Raw genomic sequence first — 25,930 nt, 5'->3', positions numbered from 1 at the left:
GATGTGAACAAAGCTTGCGAGTGACAGCGATGGTGAAGACGGCTCTTCGCAAGATCAATGCTGGCCTTGGGGATCAGGGCGGAGGATACGGCGCTGGCTACTTTGTCGCGCATCTTATCTCCTGGGTGGGCGTGGTCTTGTTCATTATCGCCGCTATCGCGGCGTTCTATCTGTTCGTACTGATACCGTATGGTGCACGCGGAATTGCCGTCCGCATCAGCTTCACGGCACCGGCGATCGCCTATATGGCCGGCGGACTTTTGCTCCTGCTGTTCGGCCAGATGGCCAAGGCTGTCTTCGATATTTCGCTGAAATTACAGAGATCCGACGATGGCGCGTAGCGACATGGCGCGGCAAGGCGCGTTGAGACGGATTGCGCTCCTGCGCGCGGCGGTTCTCTTTCTGGCATTCACGTGCGCGTCCACGCCCGCTTTGGCGGTCGAATTTCCGCCCGAGATCATCGGGAGCTATGCGCCCGGCGGCAAATGTACCGGTTTCTGGCGGGTGCAGGTGCACCCGGAAATGATCGAGTTTCACGACGACATGGGCGACAGTCTCAGGATGACGCTCTGGGACGTCTGCTACGCCTGTGCCGGCGGCGCGAGCTACCAGGGCATCGAACGCTGGGTCAGCCCGATCGTCGACGATTGGGGCAAAGTGCCGGTGTTTCGCTTTAATGCCGATGAGGTGCCGGGTCGTCTGGTGATCGTCTACCGGGGCGAGAGCTTCCGCGGGATTTTGCCTCGGCTCCAGGACGCGATTGAGGCGTCGCCGCTCCAGAAGTGCGAGTGAGGCTGGCATGGTCTACAATCAAGACAAGAGCCATGAGACGACCGCCGCGGTCACCGGGGTCAAGACCTACGGACTGGGCGGCGAGACCGAAGCCAGCCGGCTGGGCTCGGCCATTCGCTCCGCCAATCAGATCCCGGTTACGCCTCCGACCCAAAGTCCGGGAGCTTCGGAAGCTTCGGGAGACTGGGTCGGTTATGTCGGTATCCTCGTCCTGGTCGCGCTGGGTGGGTTGTTTTGGCTGTTCCTGCAATGGGTTGATGCCTTCGGGACCGGCATGCGCATCGAGGCCACCCGCCGCGCCTGGTTCCCGCTCGGCCAAGGGGCCGTCATCCTCTTTGTCGGGCTATGGCCGATTCTGACGGCGTTCCTGCTGGCGGTCTCGCTCGGTTTCGTGACCCGCGACAGCGATCGGGCCGCGTCGCTGCTGCGTGTCACATCGCTCGCGATCATCGTCTTTGCGACCTATCTGATCGGCAGCATCTTCCTGATCGAATTCGTGCCGTTGCACGGGCGTCCGCCGCTGGTCTGGGCGAACTTTACGGGGGCGGTGCTGGCCCCCGTATTCGCGTTCGGCCTGCTCCTGGTCACGCGGTGGCTGACGCGGCCGGACTGGCCGCCTGGAAAGCCCCTCGCGTTCCCGCGCCGCCGCAGGATCCTGCTGGCGATCCCGGCGCTTGCAGTCTTTGCCATCTCGATCCTGTTTGCCGTCTCCATGGTCCAAGCCCTCTCGCGGGGGCTTCGCTCGGCAGAGCGCTATGGCTGGGAGGCCCTTCGGCCAGACGACATTTACGCCTGGATCATGATGGGCGGGATGCCGACCCTGGTGGCGCTCTTGCTCGCCTCGATCATCTTCGCGGCCCGGAGCAAGGGACAGGCAGCGGCCTGACCGGGCCATAGGGCCCGGTCACCGCCTCATGTAGAGCCAAAGCGTCACCGGGGCGAGCAGGACTGTCAGCAGCACGGGCGCAATCAAGGCCAGGCCGATGGCTTCCAGCGTCGCTCCGCCGCTCAGTACACCGCGCAACGCGGTGGCGATTAGCGACACGGGATTCACGTCGACGAACACCCGCAGCCAGTCGGGCATGGTAGACGGATCGACCATGACGTTGGAGGCGAACACCAGCGGAAACAGAAAGGTGAAGCCGGCCGTCATCACGGTGGTGGGCGTGCTGATCAACAGCCCGAGCACGATGAAGATCCAGCCCATGCCGAACCCGACGGCGACCAGGAGCGCGAACGCGCCGATCACTCCCGGGACACCGTTTTCCGGGCGGAAGCCGAGCGCGAGGCCGATGGCGAGAATGATCGACGCGGCGATCAGATGGCGCAGCACGTCGCCCACCATCAGTCCGGCGAAGGGCGCCAACGGCCAGATCGGAAGCGAGCGAAAACGGTCGAACAGGCCTTTGGAAAGGTCGGTGGCAAGCCCCATGCCGGAGTAGACGGAGTTGAACATCACCGTCTGCACCAGAATGCCCGGCAGGAAATATTGCAGATAGGCGCTCGTGGAGCCGGCCAGCGCGCCGCCAAACACGAACGTGAACAGCAGCGTGAACATGATTGGCGTCATGATCAGATCGAACATCTGCTCGGGCACGTGCTTGAACTTCAACACGGCGCGCCATCCGAACGCCAATGCGTTCGAAAGCGGCGAAGGGCGGCGCGGACGTGCGATCGTGCTCGGTGCTGCGATGGCCTGAAGGGGTTCCGCGTCGCTCATTCTGCTCTCGCTTCACTGGCTTCGCCGGTAAGAGCGAAGAACACCTCTTCCAGGCTCGGCGAGCCCATGGAAAAGGCCGAGACCTCGATGCCGGCTTCGGCGAGATGGATCAACGCTGCGTTCGCCTCCGCCGCACTTGCCGCAGCCACCGAGAGGACGGCACCTTCGGCATTGGTCTGTACGCTTGCCGAAAGGGTATCGTGGAGGAGCCGCTCCGCTTCGGGCGCACGGATGGGGTTCGCCAAGGTCACGTGCAGGAAGCCGGAACCGGTCGCCGCCTTCAGCTCCCGGCTGGTGCCCTCCGCGATCTTGCGGCCATGATCGATCACGGAGATGCGCGCGGCGAGCTGGTCGGCCTCCTCCAGATACTGGGTGGTCAAAAGGATGGTCACGCCGGAGGCGGCAAGCGCCCGGATCATCCGCCACACACCTTGGCGCGCTTTGGGATCGAGGCCGGTCGTCGGTTCGTCGAGAAACAACACACCGGGCGTGACAACCAGCGAGGCTGCGATATCGAGCCGCCGGCGCATCCCGCCGGAATAGGCTTTCACCTGCTTCTTGGCGGCGTCGGAGAGCTGAAAATCGTCCAAAAGCTCGGTTGCGCGCTGGCGCGCGCTGCGCCCGCGAAAGCCCCACAGCCGGGCGAGCAGGACCAGGTTTTCCCAACCGGTCAAATCTTCGTCGAGGGAGGCGAATTGCCCGGTCATGGCAATGGAGGCTCGCACGTCGCGGGCGCGCGTCACCAGGTCGTGACCCATGATCGTTGCCTGTCCGGCATCCGGTGTGGTCAGCGTGGCGAGCATGCGCATCAACGTGGTCTTACCCGCGCCGTTCGGCCCGAGGATCGCGAAGATCATGCCGCGCGGCACGTCGAGATCGATGCCGTCGACAGCCGTCAAAGACCCGAAGCGCTTGGTCAGGCCGCAGGCCGAGATTGCCGCCGACGCGTCGGGGGCGGTTGGTGCCGCCTGGGGCGTGAGCAGGATCTCGGTCACTTGTGAGCTCCGATGTGTGTTCGCGGAGCGCGCGCGATCATGCCGGATCGGAGCGTCACCGATAGCAGGGATTGTCGAAATGGCAATCGCCTACGGCCGGGATCGTTTCCGGTCGGGCAGGAGCGCCTTGATGTGGTGTTTTGCGTCGGTGAGCAATGCCTTTTTCGTCCGGACCGTGTGATCGGAACGCGATGCGCATGGGCGGGCAGGGCTCAGCGTCGGTCCAGACTCGTTCCGCTTTTCCAGGAAGCACGGAACGGGTCCAAGTTATCGTTTCAACGCATTTCCGGACGGCCGAGCGGTTTCCCATTGGCCAGGAAAAGCTCTGGCAGCGCACCGGTCGGCGCGTTTTCTGGGCCTTCTCAGCCCACCCTTTTCAAAGAAGCGCTCAGCTTGCGAGCGCGCGCGCGATAACCAGGCGTTGGATGTCGCTGGTGCCCTCGTAGATCTGGCAGACGCGAACGTCGCGGTAGATCCGCTCGACCGGGAAGTCGGCGGTGTAGCCGTAGCCGCCGAAGGTCTGGATCGCGTCGGAGCAGACTTTTTCGGCGATCTCGGAGGCAAACAGCTTCGCCATCGAGGCCGCCTTCAGAGCCGGCTGTCCGGCGTCGCGCAGGCTGGCGGCATGGAGAACAAGCTGGCGGGCAGCTTCCAGCCGGGTTGCCATGTCGGCCAGCCGGAAGGCGACGGCCTGGTGGCCGATCAGCGGCGACCCCATGCTTTCGCGCTCCTTGGCATAGGCAAGTGCGGCCTCCATGGCGGCGCGGGCCATGCCGACGGACTGGGCGGCGATGCCGATGCGCCCGCCTTCCAGGTTGGAAAGCGCGATCTTGTAGCCTTCGCCCTCGGTGCCGAGCAGGTTTTCGGCGGGAATTTCGAGGTCGTCAAAGGCGATTTGGGCGGTATCGGAAAGGTGTTGGCCGAGCTTCTTTTCCAGCGACGCGACCCGATAGCCGGGTGTGTCCGTCGGCACGATGAAGGCGGAAATCCCCTTCTTGCCTGCGTCCGGATCGGTCACGGCGAACACGATCGCGACATCGGCATTCTCGCCGGAGGTGATGAACTGCTTGACGCCGTTCAGGACCCAGCCGGAGTTGGTGCGCTTCGCATGGGTCTTCAGGTTGGATGCGTCGGAACCGGCATGTGGCTCGGTCAGGCAGAATGCGCCGAGCAGCTCGCCTCGGGCCATCGGCCTCAAAAAACGCTCTTTCTGCTCCTCGCTGCCAAAGCGCAGGATGGGCACGCAACCGACGGAGTTGTGGACGCTCATGATGGTGGAGACGGCGCCGTTGCCGGCGGCGATTTCCTCCAACGCCAGCGCATAGGCCACATGGTCCGAGAGGGAGCCGTCCCACTCCTCCGGCACCAGCATGCCCATCAGCCCGAGCGCGCCCATCTCTGCGATCTCGGCGGCCGGGAAAGTGTGGTCGCGGTCCCACTCGGCGGATTTCGGCGCGAGCTTTTCTTCCGCGAAACGGCGCGCCATCTCGCGGACCATGTCCTGGGTGTCGGTCAGGATCATTGACTACTCCCGTCTCTCACGTGCGGACTGATGACCCTTGAACAGTGCCGGAAGCGGGTGCGGCAGCGACTGAACCTGGCACGAACGCCTCTCCTGAAGCCAATCAAAGATTGACCTTGTTTTACTCGTCAGTATAAGCCTTACGCAAGGGAAAGAAATGAATCGGCTTTGGCTCGCAGCCACTCGTTGGCCGAACGAAAGTCGGTTCCGTCGGAGCCGAAGTCGCGCAACAATAGGTGGCGATCGGCCACCGCCGCGGTATGGTGAACAAGCGAGACCTCCCGACAAAGGGAGGCGGCAGCGCCCCGAAAAAATGGGGCCTCGAGGGGAACGGCCATGGAGGAGCGTGACCGCTCGTCCGCTGCTGGTGCCGGCAGGGCGCCGGCGCTTGCGGTTGAAGATATCTCGCTGTCGTTCGGCGGGCTGAAAGCCCTGCGCGAGGTCAGCTTCGCCGTGCCGCCGGGGCAGATCACTTCCGTGATCGGGCCCAACGGCGCGGGCAAGACGTCGCTATTTAACACGATCTCCGGATTTTACCGTCCCCACGGGGGATCCATCCGCTATTTCGGCGAGAGTCTGGCCGGGGTGCCGGCGCCGGAGCGTGCGCGCCGCGGCCTTGCCCGCACCTTCCAGAACATCGCGCTGTTTCGCGGCATGACCGTGCTCGACAACATCAAGCTCGGTCATCACGCCCACATGAAAACCAGTGTGCTGGATGCGCTGATCTACACCGGCCGGGCCAAGCGCGAGGAAATGGCGCTGCGGCAAACGGTGGAAGAGAAGATCATCGATTTTCTCGAGATCGACCATATCCGCAAGGCGCCGGTCGGAAGCCTCTCTTATGGTCTGCAGAAGCGGGTGGAGCTGGCCCGCGCGCTCGCCATGCAGCCGCGCGTCCTGATGCTGGACGAGCCGGTCGCCGGCATGAACCGGGAAGAGACGGAGGACATGGCCCGCTTCATTCTCGATGTGAAGGAAGAGTGGGACGTGACCGTGCTGATGGTCGAGCACGACATGGGCATGGTGATGGATATTTCCGATCATGTCGTCGTTTTGAATTTCGGCGAGGTGATCGCCAACGGCCTTCCCCGGGAAGTTGCCGCGGATTCCCGCGTCATCGAAGCCTATCTCGGCTCAGGCGACGTGCAGGAACTGCGTGCGCGCGTCCGCCAATCGCGGGATGCCGCCTGATGGATTGGCTGTTTTTTACCGAAGTGTCTCTGGCGGGACTGGGTGGCGGCGGGCTCTACGCAGTCGCCGGCATCGCCTTCGTGCTGATCTACAAGGCAACCCGGGTTGTGAATCTGGCGATCGGCGAGCTCTTGATGCTCGGGGGCTATCTGTTCTTTGGCTTTGCGGCCGGGCTTGCCCTTCCGCACTGGGCGGCGATCCTGGCGGCCCTTGCGGTTGCGGGTGCCACTGGCTGGGTGATCGAGCGGCTCCTGATCCGCCCGATGCTGGGCGAAAACCCGATCAGCGTGTTCATGCTGACGATCGGGCTCGGCAGCATCCTGGTTGGCGTGGTGGAACTGATCTGGGGCGCCAATCCGCTCCGGCTGCCGGAGTTCATGCCCAACGCCCCGTTGTTCATTGGCGAGGCCTACGTGTCCGCCAAGATCGCCACGTCTTTTGCGGTCGCCGTGGTGGTGATGGCCGGCTTCCTGCTCTTATTCCGCTTCTGGCGGGGCGGCGTGGCGTTGCGCGCAACGGCGGCGGACCAGGCGGCGGCCTATTCGGTTGGGATCAACGTGCCGCGGGTGTTCTCGCTCGCCTGGGTGATCGCTTGCGTGATCGCCGCTGGGGCGGGCATGCTGGTGGGCGCGATCGGCGGGGTGTCGCCGACGACGGGCGCGTTCGGACTGTCGGTTCTGGTGGTGGTCATCGTCGGCGGGCTGGACAGCGTCGCCGGAGCGGTGGTCGCCGGCATTCTGGTGGGCCTGATCGAGGCTTGGGCCGGCGCCTATCTCGGCGGCCAGTACAAGCCGCTCGCCACCTTCTCGCTCCTGGTCGTGGTGTTGATGATCCGCCCCTACGGGCTGTTCGGCACCCACGAGATCGAACGGCTCTGACGACATGCGGATCGGTGACGCCAAAACCTCCTACGCGGCCGATGAAGCGCTGCTGCAGAATTCCGATCAGAAGCTCGGCCTGGTCGTGCTGCTGCTCGTCCTTGCGCTCTACCCGTTCGTCGCCGGGCCCTATTGGGTCTATCTGGCCTGTCTTGTCGCCATCAACGTGGCGTCTGCGACCGGACTCAACATCCTGACCGGCTTCACCGGCCTGGTCAGCCTCGGCCAGGCGGCTTTCATGGGGGTCGGGGCCTATACGGTCGCCTGGATGCAGATCCATCTCGGCACGCCCGTGGCGGTCAATCTGATCGCCGGAGGGCTGACGGCCGGGGTGGTGGGGATCGCGGTCGGCATTCCAAGTCTCAGGGTGAAGGGGCTTTATCTGGCGATTGCGACCATTGCCGCTTCGGTGATCCTGCACTTCGTGTTCCAGAACTGGACCTCCGTCACTGGCGGCACCACGGGGCTCTCCATGCCGGCGGCCAGCGTGTTCGGCATCGAGCTCGACCGGCCGGAAGAACTCTACTGGCTGATCGTGCCGGTCGCCTGCCTGATGGTTCTGGGCGCCGCGAACCTTTTCCGCACCCGCATCGGCCGTGCCTTCATCGCGATCCGGGACCGGGACATTTCGGCGGAGGTGCTGGGGATCCCGTTGCTTCGCTACAAGCTCATCTCGTTCGGGCTTTCCAGCTTCTATGCCGGAGTCGCGGGTGGCCTCTGGGCCTATTTCTTCCGCGTGGTGACGCCGGAAAGCTTCCCGCTCGTGATGTCGATCTTCTTCCTGGCCGCCATCATCGTGGGCGGCATGGGATCGATCCTGGGCGGCATTCTCGGCGCGGTGTTCATGACGCTGGTGCCGGAGGTTCTGAAGATGGCGGTCGGCTGGCTGGCGCCGATCCTCCCGGACGCAGTGGCCGTGCTGTCTCCGGTGCGCACTATCGTGTTCGGCGCGCTGATCGTCGGCTTCCTGATCTTCGAGCCGCAGGGACTTGCGGAGATCTGGCGCCGATTGCGGCGTTTCTTCCATCTCTGGCCGTTCAGGACATGAGCGGCCGGGTCCACACGCCTGCCACGATGACAATGAGGGCAGGTCAAGAAAAAGCAGAAGGCCTCGAACCCCAATGGGAGGGAACCTATGACAAGCGTTAATCGGAGGACGGCACTCAGCCTTGCCGCAGCTCTTGCCGCATTCGTCGCCACCGGGCCCGCGCGCGCGGCCGACGATATCGTTCTTGGCGGCTCGATCCCGCTCACCGGCGTCTTCGCCTTCGCTGGCGAAGGCATTCATGCCGGCATCCAGGACTGGGTGAAGATCACCAACGAAGCCGGCGGCATCGACGGGCGGATGCTGAAATACGTGCCCGAAGACACCGCCTACAAGGTCGACGCCTCGGTGGCCGCCTTCAACAAGATCGTCGCGGAGTATCAGCCGAACCTCTACTACGGCGACTCAACCGGATTCTCCAAGACGATCAACGACCAGCTGGAGAAGTACGGTAAGGCCATTATGGCCGGCGCGTCCTTCGCCTCCGAGATCAACAATCCAGAGAAGTATCCGCTGCAGTTCATCGCCGGCCCGGACTATACCGAGATGGTCAGCATCTTGCTGGAATATATCGCGGACGAGAAGCCGGGTGCCAAGGTGGCTTTCGTGAACTCCGACACCGAGTTCGGCCGCGATCCTTTGGAGACGAGCATCGCGCGGTCGAAGGAGCTCGGCCTGGAGGTGGTGGAAAGCATCATCACGCAGCCCGGCTCGGTCGACGTGTCCACCGAGGTTCTGAAGCTGCGCAGGGCCCGGCCGGACTACACCATTTTCCATGGCTACGTGCTGGCGCCGATCCCGGAGTTCATTCAGCAGGCCCGTCAGATGGGCATGGACACCAAGTTCATGGGCACCTTCTGGACCATGGACAACTCCATGGTCATGAAGATGGGCGATGCAGCAGACGGCTTCATGGGCGTAATGCCCTATCGCTATTACTACGATGAAGCCGACGATGCGCCGATGCTCAAGAAGATCCGTGAGATGCGGCCTGAGTATCAGTCCACCGCCTACATGCAGGGTTTCCTGACGGCGATGCTGATGACGGAAGCGGTGAAGCGGACGCTCGCCGACGGCGACGAGCTGACCGGCACAAACCTCAAGGCGTCGCTGAACTCGTTGAAGGACTTCGACACCGGCGGCATCATCGGGGTGCCGATCTCGATTCCGGGCAACTCGATCCCGGTCGGTCGGATCTACCAGGCGAACGCGGAAAAGCAGAAGATGGAGCCCGTGTCCGACTGGATCCGCCTCGACCAGAGCGGCAACTAGGCATGGCGGGGCCTGGCCTCACTGAGCACGCGTCCGGAGCCACGGCTCCGGACGTTGCCTCGGGCCCTGTGCTCGAGGTCAACAATATCGAGGTCGTCTACAACCACACCATTCAGGTGCTCAAAGGGATGTCCCTCGCCGTGCCGAAGGGCGAGGTGGTGGCGTTGCTGGGGTCGAATGGTGCCGGGAAGACGACGCTGCTGAAGGCGGTCTCCGGCCTCTTGGAGCTTGAAAACGGCGAGGTGACCGCCGGGGAGATCCGCTTTGCCGGCAGGCCGATCAGGGGACGCAAGCCTCACGATCTGGTGCGCGACGGGCTGTTCCACGTCATGGAGGGGCGCCACGTCTTCGAGGATCTGACGGTGGAGGAGAACCTGACGGCGGCGACCTATGCGCGCGCGGGCGCATCGGGGCGCGATTTCGATCGGGTTTATGCCTACTTCCCGCGCCTGTTCGAACGGCGCAAAGGGCTCGCGGGCTACCTATCCGGTGGCGAGCAACAGATGCTTGCGATCGGGCGTGCTCTGGTGGCCGAGCCCAAGGCGATCCTGCTCGACGAGCCGTCGCTCGGCCTGTCGCCGCTTTTGACCGAAGAGATTTTCACCGTCCTGGCGCGGATCAATGCGGAAGAGGGCACCTCCATGCTCGTGGTCGAGCAGAACGCCGCCATGGCGTTTGCCATTTCGTCCTATGCTTACATCATCGAGACCGGCCGCATCGTGATCGACGGGCCGACGGAGCGGCTGATGGGCGACGCCGACGTGCGCGAGTTCTATCTCGGCGTCGGCGAAGAAGGCGCCTCGCGCAACTATCGTGAGGTCAAGCACTACAAGCGGCGCAAGCGCTGGCTGTCGTGAGGGGCGACATGAGCGAGCTGCCCGACCTCACCATGGTTCAGATGCTGCGCCGGCGGGCCCAAGAGACGCCGGACCGGATCGCGCTCTATCAGAAGGATTTCGGGATCTGGAACCCGATCACCTGGGCCGGCTATTGGGAGCGCTCGCGTGCCTTCGCTCTCGGGCTTCAGGCTCATGGTCTGTCGGACGGTGGGCACGTGGGGATCCTGTCGGAAAACCGTGTGGAATGGGTGCTCGCCCAGTTCGGCGCCGGGGCGGCGGGGGCGGTGGCCGTCGGGGTCTATCCGACCAGCCCGGCGCCGGAGGTCGCCTACGTTCTCGCCCACGCCGATGCGGAGGTGGTGGTCTGCGAGGATCAGGAGCAGGTCGATAAGGTGCTGGAGAGCGCCGGGGAGCTGCCGAGGCTCAAGACGATTGTCGTGATTGACATGAAGGGGCTTCGCGCCTACCGCGATCCCCGGATCGTTTCTTTCGCCGAGGTCGAGGCCAAGGGCCGTACCCAGGATCCGGCCGGGATAGACGCCCGGGTCGAAGCGCAATCGATGACGGCGATCGCGCTGATGATCTACACTTCGGGTTCGACCGGGCAGCCGAAGGGCGCGATGATCTCCTGGCGCAATCTGCGCGCGGAGGCCGATGCCGTCATCGATCGGCTCAGCGAGGGGCCGCATAGCACGCATCTCAGCTACCTGCCGCTCTGCCACGTCGCCGAGCAGATCTTCACCACCATTGGGCCGGTCTATGCGGGGGGCCGGGTAAGCTTCGGCGAGAGCCTGCGCACGGTTCAGGAAGACCTGCGCGAGGTGGCACCCACCTGTTTCCTCGGGGTGCCGCGGATCTGGGAAAAACTGCACTCCGCTATCCACATCAAGATGATGGAGACGGGGGCGCTGCGTCGTCGGCTCTACCGCGCGGCGATCGCTGCTTGTGAGCCGTTTGCCGAAAAGCCGGTCGTGCAACGCAGCGCGCGAGAGCGACTGGTCGCCTTCATCTGGTACTGGCTGGTGTTTCGCGCGCTGCAGAACTTCATCGGCCTGCGCCGGGCGGAGATCGCGCTCACCGGTGCGGCCCCGGTGCCGCGCGAAATCATCCGCTATTTCCGTACCCTCGGGGTCCCGCTGGTGGAGGTTTACGGCCAGACGGAGACCACCGGTGCGGTGACCGGCCAGAGCGTGGCGACCGGGGTGCCCGGGGCGGTCGGCACGGCGATGAAGGGCGTGGAGTGCCGGATCGGCGAGGCCGGCGAGCTCCTGGTGCGCGGGGCGATGGTGTTCGAGGGCTACTATAAGGACCCCGAAAAAACGGCGGAAACGATCCGCGACGGCTGGCTGCACACGGGCGACGTGGTGGAGCTCGGCGGCGATGGCCAGTATCGGATCGTCGACCGGTTGAAGGACATTATGATCACGGCTGGCGGCAAGAATCTGAGCCCGACGGAGATCGAAAAGGCGATGAAGGCGAGCCCCTTCATCAAGGAGTGTATCGTCATCGGCGAGCGCCGGAAGTTCGTGTCCGCGCTGATCCAGATCGATCTGGAGACGGTCGGCAAATGGGCGGAGGAACACCGGATCGCCTACACGAATTTCCGCAATCTTGCCGAAAATCCGAAGGTGCGCGAGCTCGTCGACGCGGAGGTCGCAAAGGCGAACGCCTCTCTCGCACCGGTTTCGCATGTGCGCAAATTTGCGCTGCTCACCAAAGAGCTCGATCACGACGACAACGAGGTGACGGCGACGATGAAGATCCGCCGGGCCAACATTGCCGAAAAATACGGCGTGGAGATCGAGGCGCTCTACGCCTGACCCGCTTCCGCTTCGCATCGACACTTCGCTGCGCGGCGAGCGAATTTGAAAAGGAAAGGACTGCGATGCCGCTCCCGGACACTCTTCGAGGAAGGCTGCGTGCCCCCGCCATTGCCGCGCCCATGTTCCTGACCTCTGGCCCGGACCTGGTCGTGGAGGTCTGTCGGTCCGGCCTCCTTGGCACGTTTCCGGCGCTGAACCAGCGCACCACGGATGGCTTTTCCGCCTGGCTCGACGAGATCGCACAGCGCCTTGACGAAGTCCCGGGGGCGGCACCGTACGGCGTCAATCTGATCGTGCACCGCTCCAATCCCCGGGTGCAGGCGGATCTGGAGGTGATCGTGCGCCATAGGGTGCCGCTGGTGATCACTTCGCTCGGCGCCATCAGCGATGTGGTGGACGCGGTCCACTCTTATGGCGGGCTGGTGTTCCACGACGTCGTGAACGTGCGCCACGCGCAGAAGGCGGCGGAGGCGGGTGTCGACGGCATCATCGCCGTGTGTGCCGGGGCCGGTGGTCATGCCGGGACGTTGAGCCCGTTTGCGCTGCTGCCGGAAATCCGGTCGTTCTTCTCCGGCACCCTGGTGCTGTCGGGGGCGATCAGCACGGGTCGTCAGATCGCCGCCGCCCGAATGATGGGGGCGGATCTCGCCTATATGGGCACGCGCTTCATTGCGACGCAGGAGGCGATTGTGCCGGAGGCTTACAAGGAGATGGTCGTGGGCGCGCACGCCGCCGACATCATGTACACGCCCAACATTTCCGGCGTGCCGGCCAGCTTCCTGCGTCCGAGCCTGGTGGCGGCGGGCCTCGATCCGGACAATCTGCCGTCCCACAGCGAGCTCGATATGCACAACGAGGCGCGGGCGTGGAAAACGGTCTGGTCGGCGGGGCAGGGCGTTGGCTCGATCGACGACGTGCCGCCGGCGGCCGAGCTCTGCCGGACCCTCATTTCGGAGTATCGCAGCGCGATCGACGAACTCGCCGAGGAGGTCGCCCGCGTCTGAGAGTGGGTTCGTGCGGGACAGGAAAAGCGGGTGCCGGATTTCCGCCGGCATCCCGCTACCGGACGCGCTCGCATTTCGTGACCGAGGCGGTTGCCGCGCCGGTCAGTCTTTGGCACGCAGAATCGCCTTGAAATAGGCGGCGAGATCGGCGGTGCCGTCGAGCGGCAGGACGGTGCCGATATATTGGTCCGGACGGACGACCACGAGGCAACCTCGGGTCCGATCGATACCGCGCAGGTCGAAGATGTCGCCGCGCCGGAAATCCGGGCAATACATCTTCTCATAGTCCTTCAGGGCGAGCTTGCCCTTGATCGGCTTCAAAAGTGCCGGCATCGCCTCGAAATTCAGATCGCGGTGATAGTGTTGGAACACCGCACGCACGTCGATCACGCTGTCGATGTCGGCGCCATTCGGTGTGTGACGCTTGAGCGGCGAGGCCGGGTCGCCGGCGAGGAAGCCGCAAAGCGCGGCGATTTTGGAGCCGCTCGCCGTCGGGTCGCCGTCGTCTGAGAAGGCGAAGACGCGGAAGCGCCCGTCGGCGGTGACCGCATGGCCGAGCTCCATCGGCTTGGCGTCGCCGAGACGGATCACGGGCGCGGAGTGGAAGCGCGCGCCAACGTTGAAGCCGGTGGCGAGATCCTGGTGGGGCGTTGCGGCGGTGAGCCGGGAGGGGCGGTAGAGCGTCGCCGTGCCGGCGGTGTAGCGGCCGTGACGGACGAAATAGTCCTGGGTCTTCTCCGCATCGTCCGCGGAGAGCACGCTCACCCATTCGCGGTCGAAGTCGATCAGCTCTTTGGCGATCGCCTGACGCTCTTCGGAGTAGGTCGCGAGCAGGTCGGGATCCGCCAGCCCACGCAGCACGGCGGAGAGCTTCCAGCCGAGATTGAAGGCGTCCTGCATGGAGACGTTCATGCCGAGCCCGGCCTTCGGGCTGTGGGTGTGGCAGGCATCGCCGCAAATGAAGACGCGAGGCAGCCGGTCTTCGCCTTCGTCGACGTCGTCGAACTTGTCGGTCAGGCGCTGGCCGATCTCATAGACCGACCACCACGCGATCTCCTTCACGTCCAATGTGTGAGGGTGAAAGATGCGCTGGGCGGCGGCAACGAGATGGTCGGAAGTGATGTTGCGGCTTGCGATGCGTTCGCCCGCCTTCAGCTTATCGAGTTCGATATAGAGCCGCACCAGATAGCCACCTTCGCGCGGAATCTGGACGATGTTGCCCTCCGCCTCCGACTGGATCAGCGATTTCAGGCGGAAATCGGGAAAATCCGATTCCGCGAGCACGTCCATCACGCCCCAGGCCTGGTTCTGGGAATCGCCCTTGAGTTCGCGTCCGAGCGCTTTGCGCACGGAGGAGCGCGCCCCGTCGCAGCCCACGACGTACCGGGCGCGCACGGTTTCGCGCTCGCCTTCGTGCCCGGGATCGGTCCGCTCCAATGTGACGGTGACGGCGGGCGCCTCGATTGCGGCCTCTCGGTCTACCGAGAGCTCGACGACGCGCCGCGAATAGTCCGGCCTGAGACGGCTCGGCGACTTGCGCATGATGTCGAGATAGAACTCGTGCACCCGCGCCTGGTTGAGAATGACGTGGGGGAACTCCGAAAGCCCGTCCTCCACGTCCTGGATGCGGCCGGAACGGCGAATTTCGTCCGGACGGTCCGGGTCCGGGCGCCAGAAGGTCGTCTCGTTGACCCAGTAAGCCTCGCGCAGCACCCGTTCCACGAAGCCGAACGCCTGGAACATCTCCATGGTCCGACAGGCGATGCCATCGGCCTGGCCGAGCTCCAGCGGGCCGGATTTCTGCTCGACGATGCGGGTGGAAATCTGCGGAAAGGCGGCAAGCTGAGCGGCGAGCGTCAGACCGGCCGGACCACAGCCGACGATCAGCACATCGACCTCGGCCGGCAGTTTGTCGCTTTGCGATTCTGGCCGGGCGGCCTCGAACAGGTCGGGGTCGCCGGTACGAAAGCCGTTTTGATGAAACTGCACGAGAAGACCTCCCCATGACGCGTCGATGCGCCCATTTCGAGCTTGGAAATTATAGTAAGTATACTGATTATCGGTATGCTGGTCAAGCAGTTGGATGTTGGGGTAGACTTCGGTGACGCAGTTTCGTTCGGAGCGTGGGATGACGGATCTTTACGACAGGCCAGGTCATCTGGCGCGGCGCTTCCAGCAGATCGCGGTTGCGATCTTCCATGCGGAGGTGGCGGCCGCCGGCTTTGACCTGACACCGGTCCAATATGCCGCGCTCGCGGAGGTGGCGGTGCGCCCCGGCATAGACCAGGCCACGCTCGCTGGCCGGATCGCCTACGATCGCACGACGATCACGGGTGTGGTCGACCGGTTGGCGCAGAAGGGCTTTCTGACGCGGGATCTGAGCCCGCGCGACCGCCGGGCGCGTGTGCTGATGGTGACGAAGGCCGGCGAAGAGGTACTCGCGGCGATCGAGCCGGCGGTCGACGCTGCTCAGCGCAAGATGCTCGATGGGCTCACCCCGGAGGAGGTGGGGACTTTTCTCGCGCTTCTGAAGAAGGCGATCAATGCGGGCAACGCGCTGAGCCGCGCACCCTTGAAGGTGGGGTAAACAACGCCAAGGAAAGCGAGAGTCGGATTTTCGTCCGGGACGATGGGAAATAAAAAAGCCTTCCCGCTGTCAGAAAAAAGAGCGGGAAGGCTTAAGAAATACGTCTGCTTGGGCGGTTACATCCGCATCAAAAGGCCGCCATCCACGGCAAGCTCGATGCCGGTGATGTAGCTCGCCGCATCCGACAACAAGAACAGCGCCGCATTGGCCATGTCGTCGGAGGTGCCGATCCGGCCGAGCGGAGAATAGTTGGCGACGGCTGTCAGGATCTCGTCGCTGTCCCAGCGCGCCTGCAGCGGGGTCAGCGCCATGCCCGGGCAAATCGCATTGGAGCGGATGCCGTCTTTGGCAAGCTGCATTGCCAGTGATTTCGACAGCGCGCAGACGCCGGCCTTGGAAGCCTGGTAGGCATCCTGGGGGTTGGGATCGCCCCGATACCACTGGATCGTGGAGAAATGGACCATGGCGCCGCCTTTGCCGTCGCGCATGTGCGGCACCACGGCGCGGGCGGTGTAGACGAAGGACTTCAGATTGATCTCGAACACTTTGTCCCAAACGTCGAGATCCATCTCCAGGGCGGACTTGTCACGGTCGAACCAGAGCACACCGGCGACATTGGCAAGATAGTCGATGCGGCCATGAGCCTGGGCGGCATCCGAAATGGTGCGTTCCACGAACGCCTGATCGGTGAGGTCTCCCTGGGCGTAGCGGACCTTGTCTCCAAGCGTTGCCAGGCTTTCGGGGCACGGCTTCAGGTCGATCGCGGTGACCGTCGCGCCAGCTTCGGCGAGGGCGCGCGCGATCGCTTCGCCCATGCCGCCACCGGCACCGGCCACAACCGCGTGCCGACCGTTGAAGTCATACTGAATCATCCCGCCAAGCCCTTTTCTGTCGGCGAAAAATCGCCATTCAGGATCGACCTTATGCCTCCCTCCATGGGGCATCAAGCGGATATGGAAAAAATTTGCCGAAATGGAAAAATATTATTATGATCTTTGCGTTGGGGGCGGAGGCGCCGCCCGATCGTTCAGCGGGAAGTCGGATGCCATCTCATCTCTCAGACGCCACATTCACGGTGATTTCGCCCGTCGACGGATCGGTCTACGCGACGCGGCCCTATGCCGATGCAGCCGCGATCGCAACGGCGGTGGACCGCGCCAATACCGCGCGGGCCGCCTGGCGCCGCACGCCGCTGTCTGAGCGCCTGGCCGTGGTGCACCGCTTCGCGGAAGAGATGACGGCGCGCGCAGGTCCGCTGGCCGAGGCGGTGACCTGGGAAATCGGGCGCCCGCTGTGGCAGGCCGACGAGACGCCGCGTCTGGCCCTCGTCGCGGATCTCCTGGCGGACGAAGCGGCGACGGCGCTCGCCGACGAGGCCTATCCGAGCGACGAGACGATCCGCCGCTATGTGCGTCATACGGGAAGCGGCGTGCACCTGTCGATCTGCGCCTGGAACTATCCGACGGCCATGCTCGGCTATCTGGTGATGCAGCCGCTGATCGCCGGCAACGTGGTCATTTTCAAACATTCTCCGCAAACTCCGGTGATCGCGGAGATCGCCGAGGATGCCTTCCGGGCCGCCGGAGGGCCGGAAGGCGTGTTCCAGGTCCTGCATCTGAGCCATCCCGAGGCGGAGCGCCTGATCGGAGCCGGGGTCTTCTCCGCCGTCAATTTCATTGGGTCGGTGGCCGGCGGGCGGCGAGTCCATGCCGCAGCGGCCGGTACTTTTACCGACGTGCACCTGGAACTTGGCGGCAAGGATCCGGCCTATGTTCGCGCCGACGCCGATATCGCGCTTGCGGCGACCGACATTGCCGAGGGCAGCTATTCCAACGCCGGTCAGTCGTGCTGCTCGGTGGAGCGCATCTATGTCGACGCAGCAGTCCACGACCAATTCGTCGATGCGCTGGTGGCGGCGACAGAGACCTGGACGCTCGGCCATCCGATCACAGAAAAGCCGATGGTCGGGCCGGTGGTGCGTGCGAGCGCGGCCGACCAGATCCGGGGGATGACCGATGCCGCCGTGGCGTCGGGCGCGCGGCGGCTGATGCCGGCGGACCGCTCCAAGCTTACGGAGATGGGCCCGACCTACGTGGCGCCGGACGTGCTGGTCGGCGTCGACCATTCCATGCAGATCATGCGCGATGAATTGTTCGGGCCGATTGCCTGCGTTCAGACAGTCTCCGGCGACGACGAGGCGTTGAAGCTGATGAACGATTCCAGCTACGGGCTGAGTGCCAGCGTGTGGACCCGCGACATCGAGCGCGGGATTGCGCTCGCCGACGAGGTCGAGGCCGGCACCGTCTACGTCAACCGATGCGACCACGCCGATCTCTACCTGCCCTGGGGCGGGGTGAAGAATTCCGGCATCGGGCGCACCAATGGCCGGGCCGGGCTGCTCGAGGCCAGCATTCAGAAGGCGTATCATGTCCGCTCGGTCGCGTGAGGTGGGCCCCGTGCGGCTGGCGGAGGACGAGATCCGCAAGCTTGCGGCCGCAGCGGGCGATGTCCTGGAGCCGGGCTCGGCAAGTCCCTATCTCCTGATCGCCGAGCATGCCGGCAACCAGGTACCGGAGCCCTGGCAGGATCTCGGGCTCGCGCCGGGGCTGCTTGCCACCCACTACGGGCTCGATATCGGGATCGACGCGGCGACCCGCTGCCTGTCGGGCAAGCTCGCCGCGCCGGCCGTCATCGCGCGCTATTCGCGGCTTTTCCTCGATTTCAATCGTCCGTCGGACGAATGGGATGTGCTGAGGCCGGATCTCGGCGGCATACCGGTTCCGGCCAACCTGGCGGCGGACGCCGACGAGCGGGCGTTACGCGAGGAAATCGCCCGCGCGCCGCTGGATCGGATGATCAAGACCTGTGCCGCCGGGCGCCATGCCATGGTCTCGATCCATTCCTTCACGCCGGTGATGAACGGGCACCGCCGCGACGTCGATATCGGCGTGTTGTGGTGCGAGCCGTCGCCCTTCATCGAGGCCGTTTTCAAGCGGTTGCGGCCGGCGGCGGAGGCTTGCGGGCTCAAGGTCGGCGACAACGAGCCCTACGATTGGCGGCGCGAGAACGGCTACACCTTGGATCGGCACGGGCTCGACCGCGGGATCGCAGCGGTTTACCTGGAAATTCGCAACGATCTCCTGTCCGATCCGGAGGTGGCGAACACGATCTGCGATCTTCTCGCCCGTGCCTTGACGGAAGTTGCCGAGCAGTTATGGCCCGACGCCGTTCGCGCGATGCTGGACCGTCCGACGCCTTCGATCTAGATCACGGGGCGGTGTGGATGTCCGGTGGTGCGAGAATGCAGGGAAATGTCGGGGCGAAAATTCGCGAGGCGCGCAAGGCGCAAGGTCTGACGCTGCAAGACCTGAGCGAACGGTCGGGCCTGTCGATCTCCCAGCTATCCAAATTGGAAACCGGCAAGGCCCGCCTGACGGTGGACACGGCTTTGGTGATCGCCGGTGTCCTGCATGTCCCCGTGGGGGCGCTTCTGTTCGTGCCGCGGGGCGTGGCCAAGGCGCGACGCTCCATTACGCGGGCGGGGACCGGCGTCGTCCATCGCGGCAACGCCATGAGCTTCGAAGTGCTCTGCAGCGATTTTCGCGACAAGGCCAACATCTTCTGGCGCGTGACCCTCCATGCCCGATCCTTCGAGGAGAATGGCGGGTGGCGCAGCCATGCCGGCGAGGAATTCATCTACGTTCAGGACGGCAGTCTGGAGCTGCACACGATCCATTACGATCCCGTGGTGCTCAATCCAGGCGACAGCATCCAGTTCGACGGCGAGATGGACCACGCCTATGTTGCGCTCGGGGACAAGCCGGTCGTCATGTTGATGTCGAACTCGGTGCCGGGTGACGCGGGTGTCGTCCCGCCGGGTCTTGCCGAGGCTTGAATTTTCTAAATTGGAAAAAAATGCTTGTTCCGGAAAAGGGTCGGGGCTAGCATCTCCTCTTAAGGCCCGAAGAACAAAGTCCAAAGGGCTGAACGGGGAACAGTTTCCATGCTGGCGATTGAGGAGATCAGCAAGACGTTCGGAGGCGTGCGGGCGCTGAGCGAGGTGTCGCTGAGCTGCGGCGCCGGAGAAATCCTGGGCCTTATCGGTCCCAACGGCGCCGGCAAGTCGACCCTGGTCAACGTGATCTCCGGGGTGGTGACCCCGGACAAGGGTGCGATCACGCTCGCCGGCGGTGATATCGGAGCGATGGCGACGGAGGGCCGGGCTCGCGCAGGCGTGGCGCGCACCTTCCAGAACATCAAGCTCTTCAAGGACTTGACGGTTCGTCAGAATGTCGAGGTGGCGCACATCACCTGCGTCTCAGCGCGTCGTGATGTGGCGGCGACGATCGATATCGACACGCTATTGGAGCGCTACGGACTTGCGGCGCTGGCCGATCTTGCGGCCGGAACGCTTGCCTACGGGGCCCAGCGCCGGCTGGAGCTGGTGCGCGCCTTGGCGCTTGGCCCGGTGCTGCTCCTTCTGGATGAGCCGGCGGCCGGCCTCAACGAGCTGGAGTCGGAGGCGCTGGCGGAAGCGATCGAGGATATCCGCGCCACCGTCGGGTGCGCGGTGATCGTCATCGACCATGATCTCGGCTTCATCAATCGGCTGTGCGACCGGCTGTGCGTGATGGACCAAGGCCGCGTCATCGCGGACGGCGGAACGGAAGACGTCTGGAGCAATCCGAAGGTGATCGAGGTCTATGTGGGCACCTCGACGGCGCACTCGGCTCACTAGGGTCTTAACCCTGGCTTTAGGCAGCAAGTGCGCGCCGGCGTAGCCACCACAGGGATGGAGGGTGGTGGTGGCGCGGCGCACGACACGGACGGCAAGCAAGCGGAGGGGAATTGGATGAACGGATTGTGGATTGGCGGGGCCGCGTTGGCGGCGACCGCGCTCGTACCGGCGACGGCTCAGGCGGCGGATGAGTTGAAGATCGGCCTGGCGACGGCGATGACCGGCGACTATGCACCTTACAGCGAGGCCGAAGGCGCCCGCTGCATGGCCGACAGGCTAAACGCGGAAGCGGGCCCGAACGATCCGAAGATCGAACTGATGATCGAGGACAATCGCTCCGATCCCCAGCTCGCCGTGGCGCTCGGCGAGAAGTTCCTGGACGAGGGCGCCCAGGTCATCACCGGCGTTCCGTTTCCGGATTCGCTGATCCCGATGGCGCAGTCCGCCCAGCCCTACGGCGCCACGGTCTTTTCCGCACCCAATACCCAGGTGGAGATGCAGCGCGCCGGCTTCGACAATTTCATCGCCGGCGCGGTGCCCGATCCGATCAATGCTGCTGCGACCGCCCACGCGGTCTACGACAAGGGCGCGCGGACGGTGATCTTGATGACGTCGCCGGACGCGGGCTCCTATTCGGAAATGCTGCCGGAATGGTTCGGCGAAGTGTTCGAGCATCTGGGTGGCGAGGTCGTCTCGAAGCTTTCCTATTCCTGGGGCACCACCGACTGGTCGCCGCAGATTGCCGAGATCAAGGCGTTGCCGGACGCGCCGGACGCCATCCATGTGTGTGACGTGTTGCCCGATGTCGGCATCCTGATCCGCCAGCTTCGCGCCAACGGTTATGAGGGCTGGATCGTCGGCTGTGATGCCTTCGACGACAAGTCGCTGGAAGGCACGGTCGCGGACGCGTCGAGCCTCGACAAGGTGATGTTCGCGACTCATGGCGCGACCGGCATGAACACCGACATCGACGCTTTCCTGGCCCAGTGCGTCGCCGATGGCTACAAGGTGAACGGCATCTTCGATGCGCTTGGCGCCGACATGGTCCGCGTCACCTACGAGGCGGCAAAGAAGGCCGGTACCGTAGAGCCAGAGGCGCTGCGAGCGTCGATCCGCGCGCCGGGCGGCTATCCGGGGGTGACCGCGCCGACGATCTCCTTTGCCGAAAACGGCGGCTATCCGGTCAAGACGGTTCCGGTGATCGGCTTTGCCGATGGCAAGCGCATGCTCGTCACCGACACGCCGCCGGCCTACGTGCCGGACTTTTGAGGCGAGATCATCTGAGATGACGCGTCGCGCTTCTTTCCCGGTCGGGTCTCGCCCGTCATGCTGACCATCGAAGGGTTGCGGGTCAGCTACGGGGCGATCACCGCCGTGCGCGACGTGTCGCTGAGTGTCGGGGAGGGCGAACTGGTCGCCCTTCTCGGGCCGAACGGGGCGGGCAAGACCTCGACCATCGCCGCGGTTAGCGGCCTGGTCCCGGCCCAGGCGGGGCGCATCCTCTTCAACGGGGAGGATGTGACCCGCGTTCAGGCGGAGGATCGCATCCGTCGCGGGTTGACGGTTACGCCGGAAGGTCGGCGCGTCTTCGCCAATCTCACCGTGGGGGAAAATCTGCGCCTTGGCGCCGCCATCCGACGCGATCCGCGCGGTGTCGCCGACGACTTGGAGCGCTTTCTCGAGCTCTTTCCGGTCCTGCGCGAGCGTTACGCCCAGCCGGCGGGCACGCTGTCGGGCGGAGAGCAGCAGATGCTTGCGATCTCGCGTTCGTTGATGTCGCGGCCGAAGATGTTGCTCCTGGACGAGCCTTCGCTTGGGTTGGCGCCGCAGATCGTCGCCCGGATCTTCGATTTCATCGGCGGCTTGAAGCGGGAAGGGCTGACGCTTCTGGTCGTGGAACAGAATGCCGAACAGGCGCTGCGTTTTGCCGACCGCGCCTACGTCATGAGCTCCGGCACGCTGCGCTATAGCGGCCCTCCCGGCGATCTTCTCGACGATCACGGCTTGCTCAAGCTTTATATCGGGGGCTGACCGTCCGATGGATTATTTCCTTCAGCAACTCCTGAATGCGCTTGCCTTCGGCGCAGAATATTCCTTGGTCGCGCTCGGCCTGGCGGTCGTCTTTTCCATCATGGGGCTGGTAAACTTCGCCCACGGCGAGATCATCGCGGTCTCGGCCTATACGGTGCTGTTCGCGGTCGCGCTTGGTTTGCAATCGCCGCTGTTGGCGATCCTTCTGGCCGTGGTGGCGGCCGGCGTGGTTGCGATCGCCTTCGAGCGGGTCGCCTTTCGGCCGGTCCGCAATGCACCGGTGACGACCGGGCTTTTGACGGCCTTCGGCGTCAGCATCGTGGTGCAGAACCTGTTCGTGCTGTTCGTTTCGCCGAAGCCGCAGGCCGTCTCGATCCTGAATGGCATCAACCAGATCTGGTTCGTCGGGCCGCTGGCGATCTCCGCCCTGCAAGTCATGGAGCTGGTGGTGGCGGCGGTGACCATCGTTGCGTTGGTCCTGTTCTTGAACAAGTCGACCCTGGGCCTTGCGATGCGCGCCGCTTCGCGCGACTTCGCGACGGTTCGGCTCATGGGGGTCAAAGCCAACCGGGTGATCGCAGCAGCGTTCGCGATCTCCGGAACGCTCGCCGGAATCGCCGCCGTCTTCATCATCGCCCGGCGCGGCAGCGTCACCCCGGACATGGGATTTTCGCTGGTCTTGAAGGCGTTCGTGGCTTGCGTGATCGGCGGCTTCGGCTCTCTGGCAGGTGCGGCGGCCGGGGGCATGCTTTTGGGCTTCATCGAGGTCGGCCTGCTGGTGGCGCTGCCGCAGGAATATGGCGGGCTGCGCGACACCTTCACCTATCTGCTCATCATCGCGCTTCTGGTCTATCGGCCGGAGGGGCTGCTTGGCCGGAAGGTCGAGCTCGGCGACAAGGAGATCTGAGGTGGCGACCGAAGCTCCCGCCGCGGTTCGACAGCAGGCCCGTACGCCTTCCGGGTCGGGCAGATCGCTTGCCCGCGCGACCCTTGGTGGAATTGTCATTGCCCTGCCGGTGCTCGTGCTCGCGGCTGTGATCCTGTGGTTTGCGCCGACCTACTATGTGCGGCTGGCGACAGTGGCGTTGGTCAACCTGATTATCGTGGTCGGTCTGCAGACGTTCATGGGCAACTCCAACACGGCGCATCTCGGCCACAGCGCGTTCGTGGCGATCGGCGCTTATGCCGTGGCGATCCTGGCGACGCCGCTCAACATGAAGAAGCTGTCGATCCCCGACGCGCCGTTCGGACTGTCGCACGTGGTGCTCGATCCGGTGGTCGCCGGCGCGGTCGCGCTGTTGGTGGTCGGCGTGCTTGCGGCCGTCACCGGCCGCATCATCGCGCGGCTGTCGGGCATTGCGGCGACGATCGTGTCGCTGGCGTTCCTGATCGTCACCCATTCGACGATCCTGAACTGGACGGACCTGTTCAAGGGCAACCAGGGTTTCTTCGGAATCCCTCGGGTGGTCGATATCTACTGGATGCTGGCCTTCGCCACGCTGTCGATCGTGGCCGCGCGGATCTTCAAGGACTCCAAGTACGGGCTGCAGCTCAGGGCGAGCGCCCAGAGTCCGCAAGCCGCCGCCGCCTTCGGCGTCAACGCGAAGGGGCTGCGCTTCGGCGCCTGGATCCTGTCCGGACTGATCTGCGGTCTCGCCGGCATCCTCTATGCCTATTTCGTCGGGACGATCAGCCCGCGCGTCTTCTATTTCCACCAGGTGATGATGACGCTGGCCATGCTCATCCTGGGCGGTATGGGCACGGTGACGGGCGCGGTGACAGGCGTGATCGCGCTTTCTGTCCTTCTGGAGTTCATCCGTGGGATCGAATCCGGCGTCACTGTCGCCGGAATCCAACTGCCGCAGGTGCTGGGGCTTTCCGGCGTTGCGCTCGGTGCCGTCATCGTCCTGTCCATGGCGTTCCGTCCGGACGGGATCGCAGGTCGCTACGAGCTCGACGAACAGATCGCGCGACTGTTCTCCCGTCGTCCGCCGGCATCCGACCCTTCGACCGCAACCGTGGAGGCTTCGCGTGAACTTCTCTGACAGGACCGCCGCCAACGAGGCTCGCCTCAACGAGCTGAGCTCGACGCTCGGGGCGGAAGGGGTCGAGTTCGTCCAGGTCCACGTGGTGGACACCGTCGGGGCCGTGCGCTCGAAGATCGCGCCGTTCAAGCTGTCGACATCCGGAGAGGCGGTGAACGGCATCCTCTACTGCGTGGTGTCGGGCGACGGCCAGCCGGTCGGCGACGTGATCTTCGATTCCCCCATCGCCAACGAGGCCAACGGCTATCCTAACATCATGGGCATGATCGATCCGGCCTCGGTGGTGCGCCATGGCTGGGACCCGAGCTTCGCCTCCGCCTTCACCTTCACATACATGCTCGACGGTTCGCCGTGCCCCTATGACCCTCGCCAGATCCTGGAGCGTGTGGAGGAGCGGGCGCGGGCCACCGGCTACGAGGCGCAGGTGGCGCTGGAATATGAGTTCGGCATCTTCCACGCCGACGCGGAGCTGATGCAGGCCGGCCGCTACAGCGAGCTGAAGCCATGGGGCCATTCGCTCCTGAACTACAATCTCGTGCGCGGGCGCGACTTTCAGGATTTCTTCGCCGAGTGGATGCGGCGGCTGAAATCGATCGGGATCGGGGTTTCTTCGATCGTGACCGAGTTCGGCTACGGCATGTACGAATACGCGCTGCAGCCGATGACGCCGCTGGCCGCAGCGGACGCGGCGATCCGCGCCAATCTGCATCTGAAGGAGCTGTGCGCGGAGCGTGATTTGGTGGCGACCTTCATGCCGCGTTTCCAGCCGCCGGGGCGCGAAAGCGCGTGCGGTGCGCACCATCACGTCAGCCTGTGGAAGGATGGTGCGCCGGCCTTTGCCGCCGGGCTCAATCAGCTCACGCCGGTGGCCGAGCAGTTCATGGCGGGCATGCTCAACCGCATGATCGAGACCCATGCGATCTTCCGGCCGACCATCAATGCCTATCGCCGCTTCGATCGCGGTTCGTGGTCGCCGGAAGACGTGGCCTGGGGCTACGAGAACCGAACGGCGGCGGTGCGCGCAATCACCACCCCGTCGCCTGGCGCCTGCCGGTTCGAGCATCGGGTGCCGGGCGCCGACGTCAATCCGTACCTTTCCATCGCGGCGGTCTTGGCCGCCGGTGCGGACGGTATCGAGCGTGGGCTGGAGCTGGAGCCGCCGGTGACCTCGGTGCTCGCCGATTTGGACAAGCCAGCCCTACCGCGCACACTCGCGGGCTCGATTGAACCGTTCGCGGCCTCGGAGTTCGTGGCGGAGTGGATGGGCGAAGCCTTCCGCGATAACTATGCTGAGAGCCGGTGGGCCGAGATTGCCGCGTTCGAAGCTTGGCAGGCCTCCCACATCACCGACTTCGAGTGGCAGCGCTACTTCTTGGGATAGCGGACAACCGCTTTCCAGTGCGCACCTAGGTCAGCCTTTGATAGAAACGCTGAACCGTTCTAACTCT

The 25,930-nt window shown here is 64.5% G+C and carries 25 protein-coding genes; 20 read left to right on the top strand and 5 right to left on the bottom strand.

Translation table 11 applies throughout. The features are described 5' to 3' along the window. Positions 1-29: 29 nt before the first annotated feature. The 3 genes from HNS03_RS07000 to HNS03_RS06990 are packed head-to-tail and all read left to right on the top strand — an operon-like array spanning position 30 to position 1,678. A complete protein-coding gene (locus HNS03_RS07000; RefSeq protein ID WP_367194032.1) occupies positions 30-341 on the top strand; it encodes a hypothetical protein in 312 nt (103 codons plus the stop codon). Then, positions 331-792, top strand: coding sequence for a hypothetical protein (locus HNS03_RS06995; RefSeq protein ID WP_367194030.1), 462 nt, complete (start codon positions 331-333; stop codon positions 790-792). Before HNS03_RS07000 ends, HNS03_RS06995 begins: the two co-directional genes overlap by 11 nt. A gap of 7 nt (positions 793-799) precedes the next feature. Then, a complete protein-coding gene (locus tag HNS03_RS06990; protein WP_367194028.1) occupies positions 800-1,678 on the top strand; it encodes a hypothetical protein in 879 nt (292 codons plus the stop codon). Between the two features lie 18 nt (positions 1,679-1,696). On the opposite strand, the gene HNS03_RS06985 is transcribed toward HNS03_RS06990, so the two are convergent. The 3 genes from HNS03_RS06985 to HNS03_RS06975 form a co-directional block, all read right to left on the bottom strand. Continuing rightward, the gene (locus HNS03_RS06985; protein WP_367194027.1) at positions 1,697-2,512 is read right to left on the bottom strand and encodes an ABC transporter permease; all 816 of its coding nucleotides are present in this window, start codon (positions 2,510-2,512) and stop codon (positions 1,697-1,699) included. Further along, complete coding sequence (locus HNS03_RS06980) at positions 2,509-3,507, bottom strand: ATP-binding cassette domain-containing protein (RefSeq protein ID WP_367194025.1); 999 nt, start codon at positions 3,505-3,507, stop codon at positions 2,509-2,511. Before HNS03_RS06980 ends, HNS03_RS06985 begins: the two co-directional genes overlap by 4 nt. Positions 3,508-3,895: 388 nt before the next feature. Next, positions 3,896-5,029 carry an acyl-CoA dehydrogenase family protein gene (locus tag HNS03_RS06975; RefSeq protein WP_367194024.1) on the bottom strand — a complete coding sequence of 378 codons (1,134 nt, stop codon included), beginning with the start codon at positions 5,027-5,029 and terminating at the stop codon, positions 3,896-3,898. Between the two features lie 336 nt (positions 5,030-5,365). On the opposite strand from HNS03_RS06975, the gene HNS03_RS06970 reads away from it, so the two are divergent. The 7 genes from HNS03_RS06970 to HNS03_RS06940 all read left to right on the top strand — a co-directional run bounded on the left by HNS03_RS06970 (position 5,366) and on the right by HNS03_RS06940 (position 13,081). Beyond that, complete coding sequence (locus tag HNS03_RS06970) at positions 5,366-6,220, top strand: ABC transporter ATP-binding protein (protein ID WP_367194022.1); 855 nt, start codon at positions 5,366-5,368, stop codon at positions 6,218-6,220. Beyond that, a complete protein-coding gene (locus HNS03_RS06965; RefSeq protein WP_367194021.1) occupies positions 6,220-7,098 on the top strand; it encodes a branched-chain amino acid ABC transporter permease in 879 nt (292 codons plus the stop codon). Before HNS03_RS06970 ends, HNS03_RS06965 begins: the two co-directional genes overlap by 1 nt. 4 nt (positions 7,099-7,102) lie before the next feature. After that, on the top strand, positions 7,103-8,146 hold the full coding sequence (locus HNS03_RS06960; RefSeq protein WP_367194019.1) for a branched-chain amino acid ABC transporter permease: 1,044 nt from the start codon (positions 7,103-7,105) through the stop codon (positions 8,144-8,146). A gap of 87 nt (positions 8,147-8,233) precedes the next feature. After that, complete coding sequence (locus HNS03_RS06955; protein WP_367194018.1) at positions 8,234-9,415, top strand: ABC transporter substrate-binding protein; 1,182 nt, start codon at positions 8,234-8,236, stop codon at positions 9,413-9,415. Between the two features lie 2 nt (positions 9,416-9,417). After that, positions 9,418-10,272, top strand: a complete 855-nt coding sequence (locus tag HNS03_RS06950; RefSeq protein ID WP_367194017.1) for an ABC transporter ATP-binding protein — start codon at positions 9,418-9,420, stop codon at positions 10,270-10,272. Positions 10,273-10,280: 8 nt separating this feature from the next. Beyond that, positions 10,281-12,074 (top strand): long-chain fatty acid--CoA ligase, encoded by a 1,794-nt coding sequence (locus HNS03_RS06945; protein WP_367194016.1) that lies wholly within the window; start codon positions 10,281-10,283, stop codon positions 12,072-12,074. A gap of 65 nt (positions 12,075-12,139) precedes the next feature. Continuing rightward, on the top strand, positions 12,140-13,081 hold the full coding sequence (locus HNS03_RS06940) for an NAD(P)H-dependent flavin oxidoreductase (protein ID WP_367194014.1): 942 nt from the start codon (positions 12,140-12,142) through the stop codon (positions 13,079-13,081). 102 nt (positions 13,082-13,183) lie between these two features. Here HNS03_RS06940 and HNS03_RS06935 read toward each other — a convergent pair whose 3' ends face one another. Further along, a complete protein-coding gene (locus tag HNS03_RS06935; RefSeq protein ID WP_367194013.1) occupies positions 13,184-15,070 on the bottom strand; it encodes an FAD-binding monooxygenase in 1,887 nt (628 codons plus the stop codon). 139 nt (positions 15,071-15,209) lie between these two features. Here HNS03_RS06935 and HNS03_RS06930 point away from each other — a divergent pair, with 139 nt between their 5' ends. Beyond that, a complete protein-coding gene (locus HNS03_RS06930) occupies positions 15,210-15,668 on the top strand; it encodes a MarR family winged helix-turn-helix transcriptional regulator (RefSeq protein ID WP_367194011.1) in 459 nt (152 codons plus the stop codon). Positions 15,669-15,784: 116 nt separating this feature from the next. Here the strand turns inward: HNS03_RS06930 and HNS03_RS06925 are convergent, their stop codons facing one another. Next, positions 15,785-16,540 (bottom strand): SDR family NAD(P)-dependent oxidoreductase, encoded by a 756-nt coding sequence (locus HNS03_RS06925; protein ID WP_367194010.1) that lies wholly within the window; start codon positions 16,538-16,540, stop codon positions 15,785-15,787. A 170-nt stretch (positions 16,541-16,710) separates the two neighbouring features. Between HNS03_RS06925 and HNS03_RS06920 the strand changes: the two genes are divergently transcribed. From HNS03_RS06920 to HNS03_RS06880, 9 genes are all read left to right on the top strand, one after another. Further along, a complete protein-coding gene (locus tag HNS03_RS06920; protein WP_367194008.1) occupies positions 16,711-18,114 on the top strand; it encodes an aldehyde dehydrogenase family protein in 1,404 nt (467 codons plus the stop codon). Then, complete coding sequence (locus HNS03_RS06915) at positions 18,095-18,934, top strand: N-formylglutamate amidohydrolase (protein WP_367194006.1); 840 nt, start codon at positions 18,095-18,097, stop codon at positions 18,932-18,934. Before HNS03_RS06920 ends, HNS03_RS06915 begins: the two co-directional genes overlap by 20 nt. 35 nt (positions 18,935-18,969) lie before the next feature. After that, positions 18,970-19,563 (top strand): helix-turn-helix domain-containing protein, encoded by a 594-nt coding sequence (locus HNS03_RS06910; RefSeq protein WP_367194005.1) that lies wholly within the window; start codon positions 18,970-18,972, stop codon positions 19,561-19,563. Between the two features lie 108 nt (positions 19,564-19,671). Next, positions 19,672-20,406 carry an ABC transporter ATP-binding protein gene (locus tag HNS03_RS06905; protein WP_367194003.1) on the top strand — a complete coding sequence of 245 codons (735 nt, stop codon included), beginning with the start codon at positions 19,672-19,674 and terminating at the stop codon, positions 20,404-20,406. 114 nt (positions 20,407-20,520) lie between these two features. Continuing rightward, positions 20,521-21,675 (top strand): ABC transporter substrate-binding protein, encoded by a 1,155-nt coding sequence (locus HNS03_RS06900; RefSeq protein ID WP_367194002.1) that lies wholly within the window; start codon positions 20,521-20,523, stop codon positions 21,673-21,675. A 57-nt stretch (positions 21,676-21,732) separates the two neighbouring features. Further along, a complete protein-coding gene (locus HNS03_RS06895) occupies positions 21,733-22,437 on the top strand; it encodes an ABC transporter ATP-binding protein (RefSeq protein ID WP_367194000.1) in 705 nt (234 codons plus the stop codon). Between the two features lie 7 nt (positions 22,438-22,444). Continuing rightward, entirely contained in the window at positions 22,445-23,344 is a 900-nt protein-coding gene (locus tag HNS03_RS06890) for a branched-chain amino acid ABC transporter permease (protein ID WP_367193999.1), read from the top strand. A gap of 1 nt (position 23,345) precedes the next feature. Continuing rightward, on the top strand, positions 23,346-24,482 hold the full coding sequence (locus tag HNS03_RS06885) for a branched-chain amino acid ABC transporter permease (protein ID WP_367193997.1): 1,137 nt from the start codon (positions 23,346-23,348) through the stop codon (positions 24,480-24,482). Then, positions 24,469-25,863, top strand: coding sequence for a glutamine synthetase family protein (locus tag HNS03_RS06880; protein ID WP_367193996.1), 1,395 nt, complete (start codon positions 24,469-24,471; stop codon positions 25,861-25,863). The genes HNS03_RS06885 and HNS03_RS06880 overlap by 14 nt, the downstream gene beginning before the upstream one ends. Positions 25,864-25,930 lie beyond the last annotated feature (67 nt).

Origin of the sequence: Amorphus sp. 3PC139-8 (assembly GCF_040750475.1) — a bacterium.
Lineage (GTDB): Bacteria > Pseudomonadota > Alphaproteobacteria > Rhizobiales > Amorphaceae > Amorphus.
This window is presented reverse-complemented; position numbering and strand designations above follow the sequence as displayed.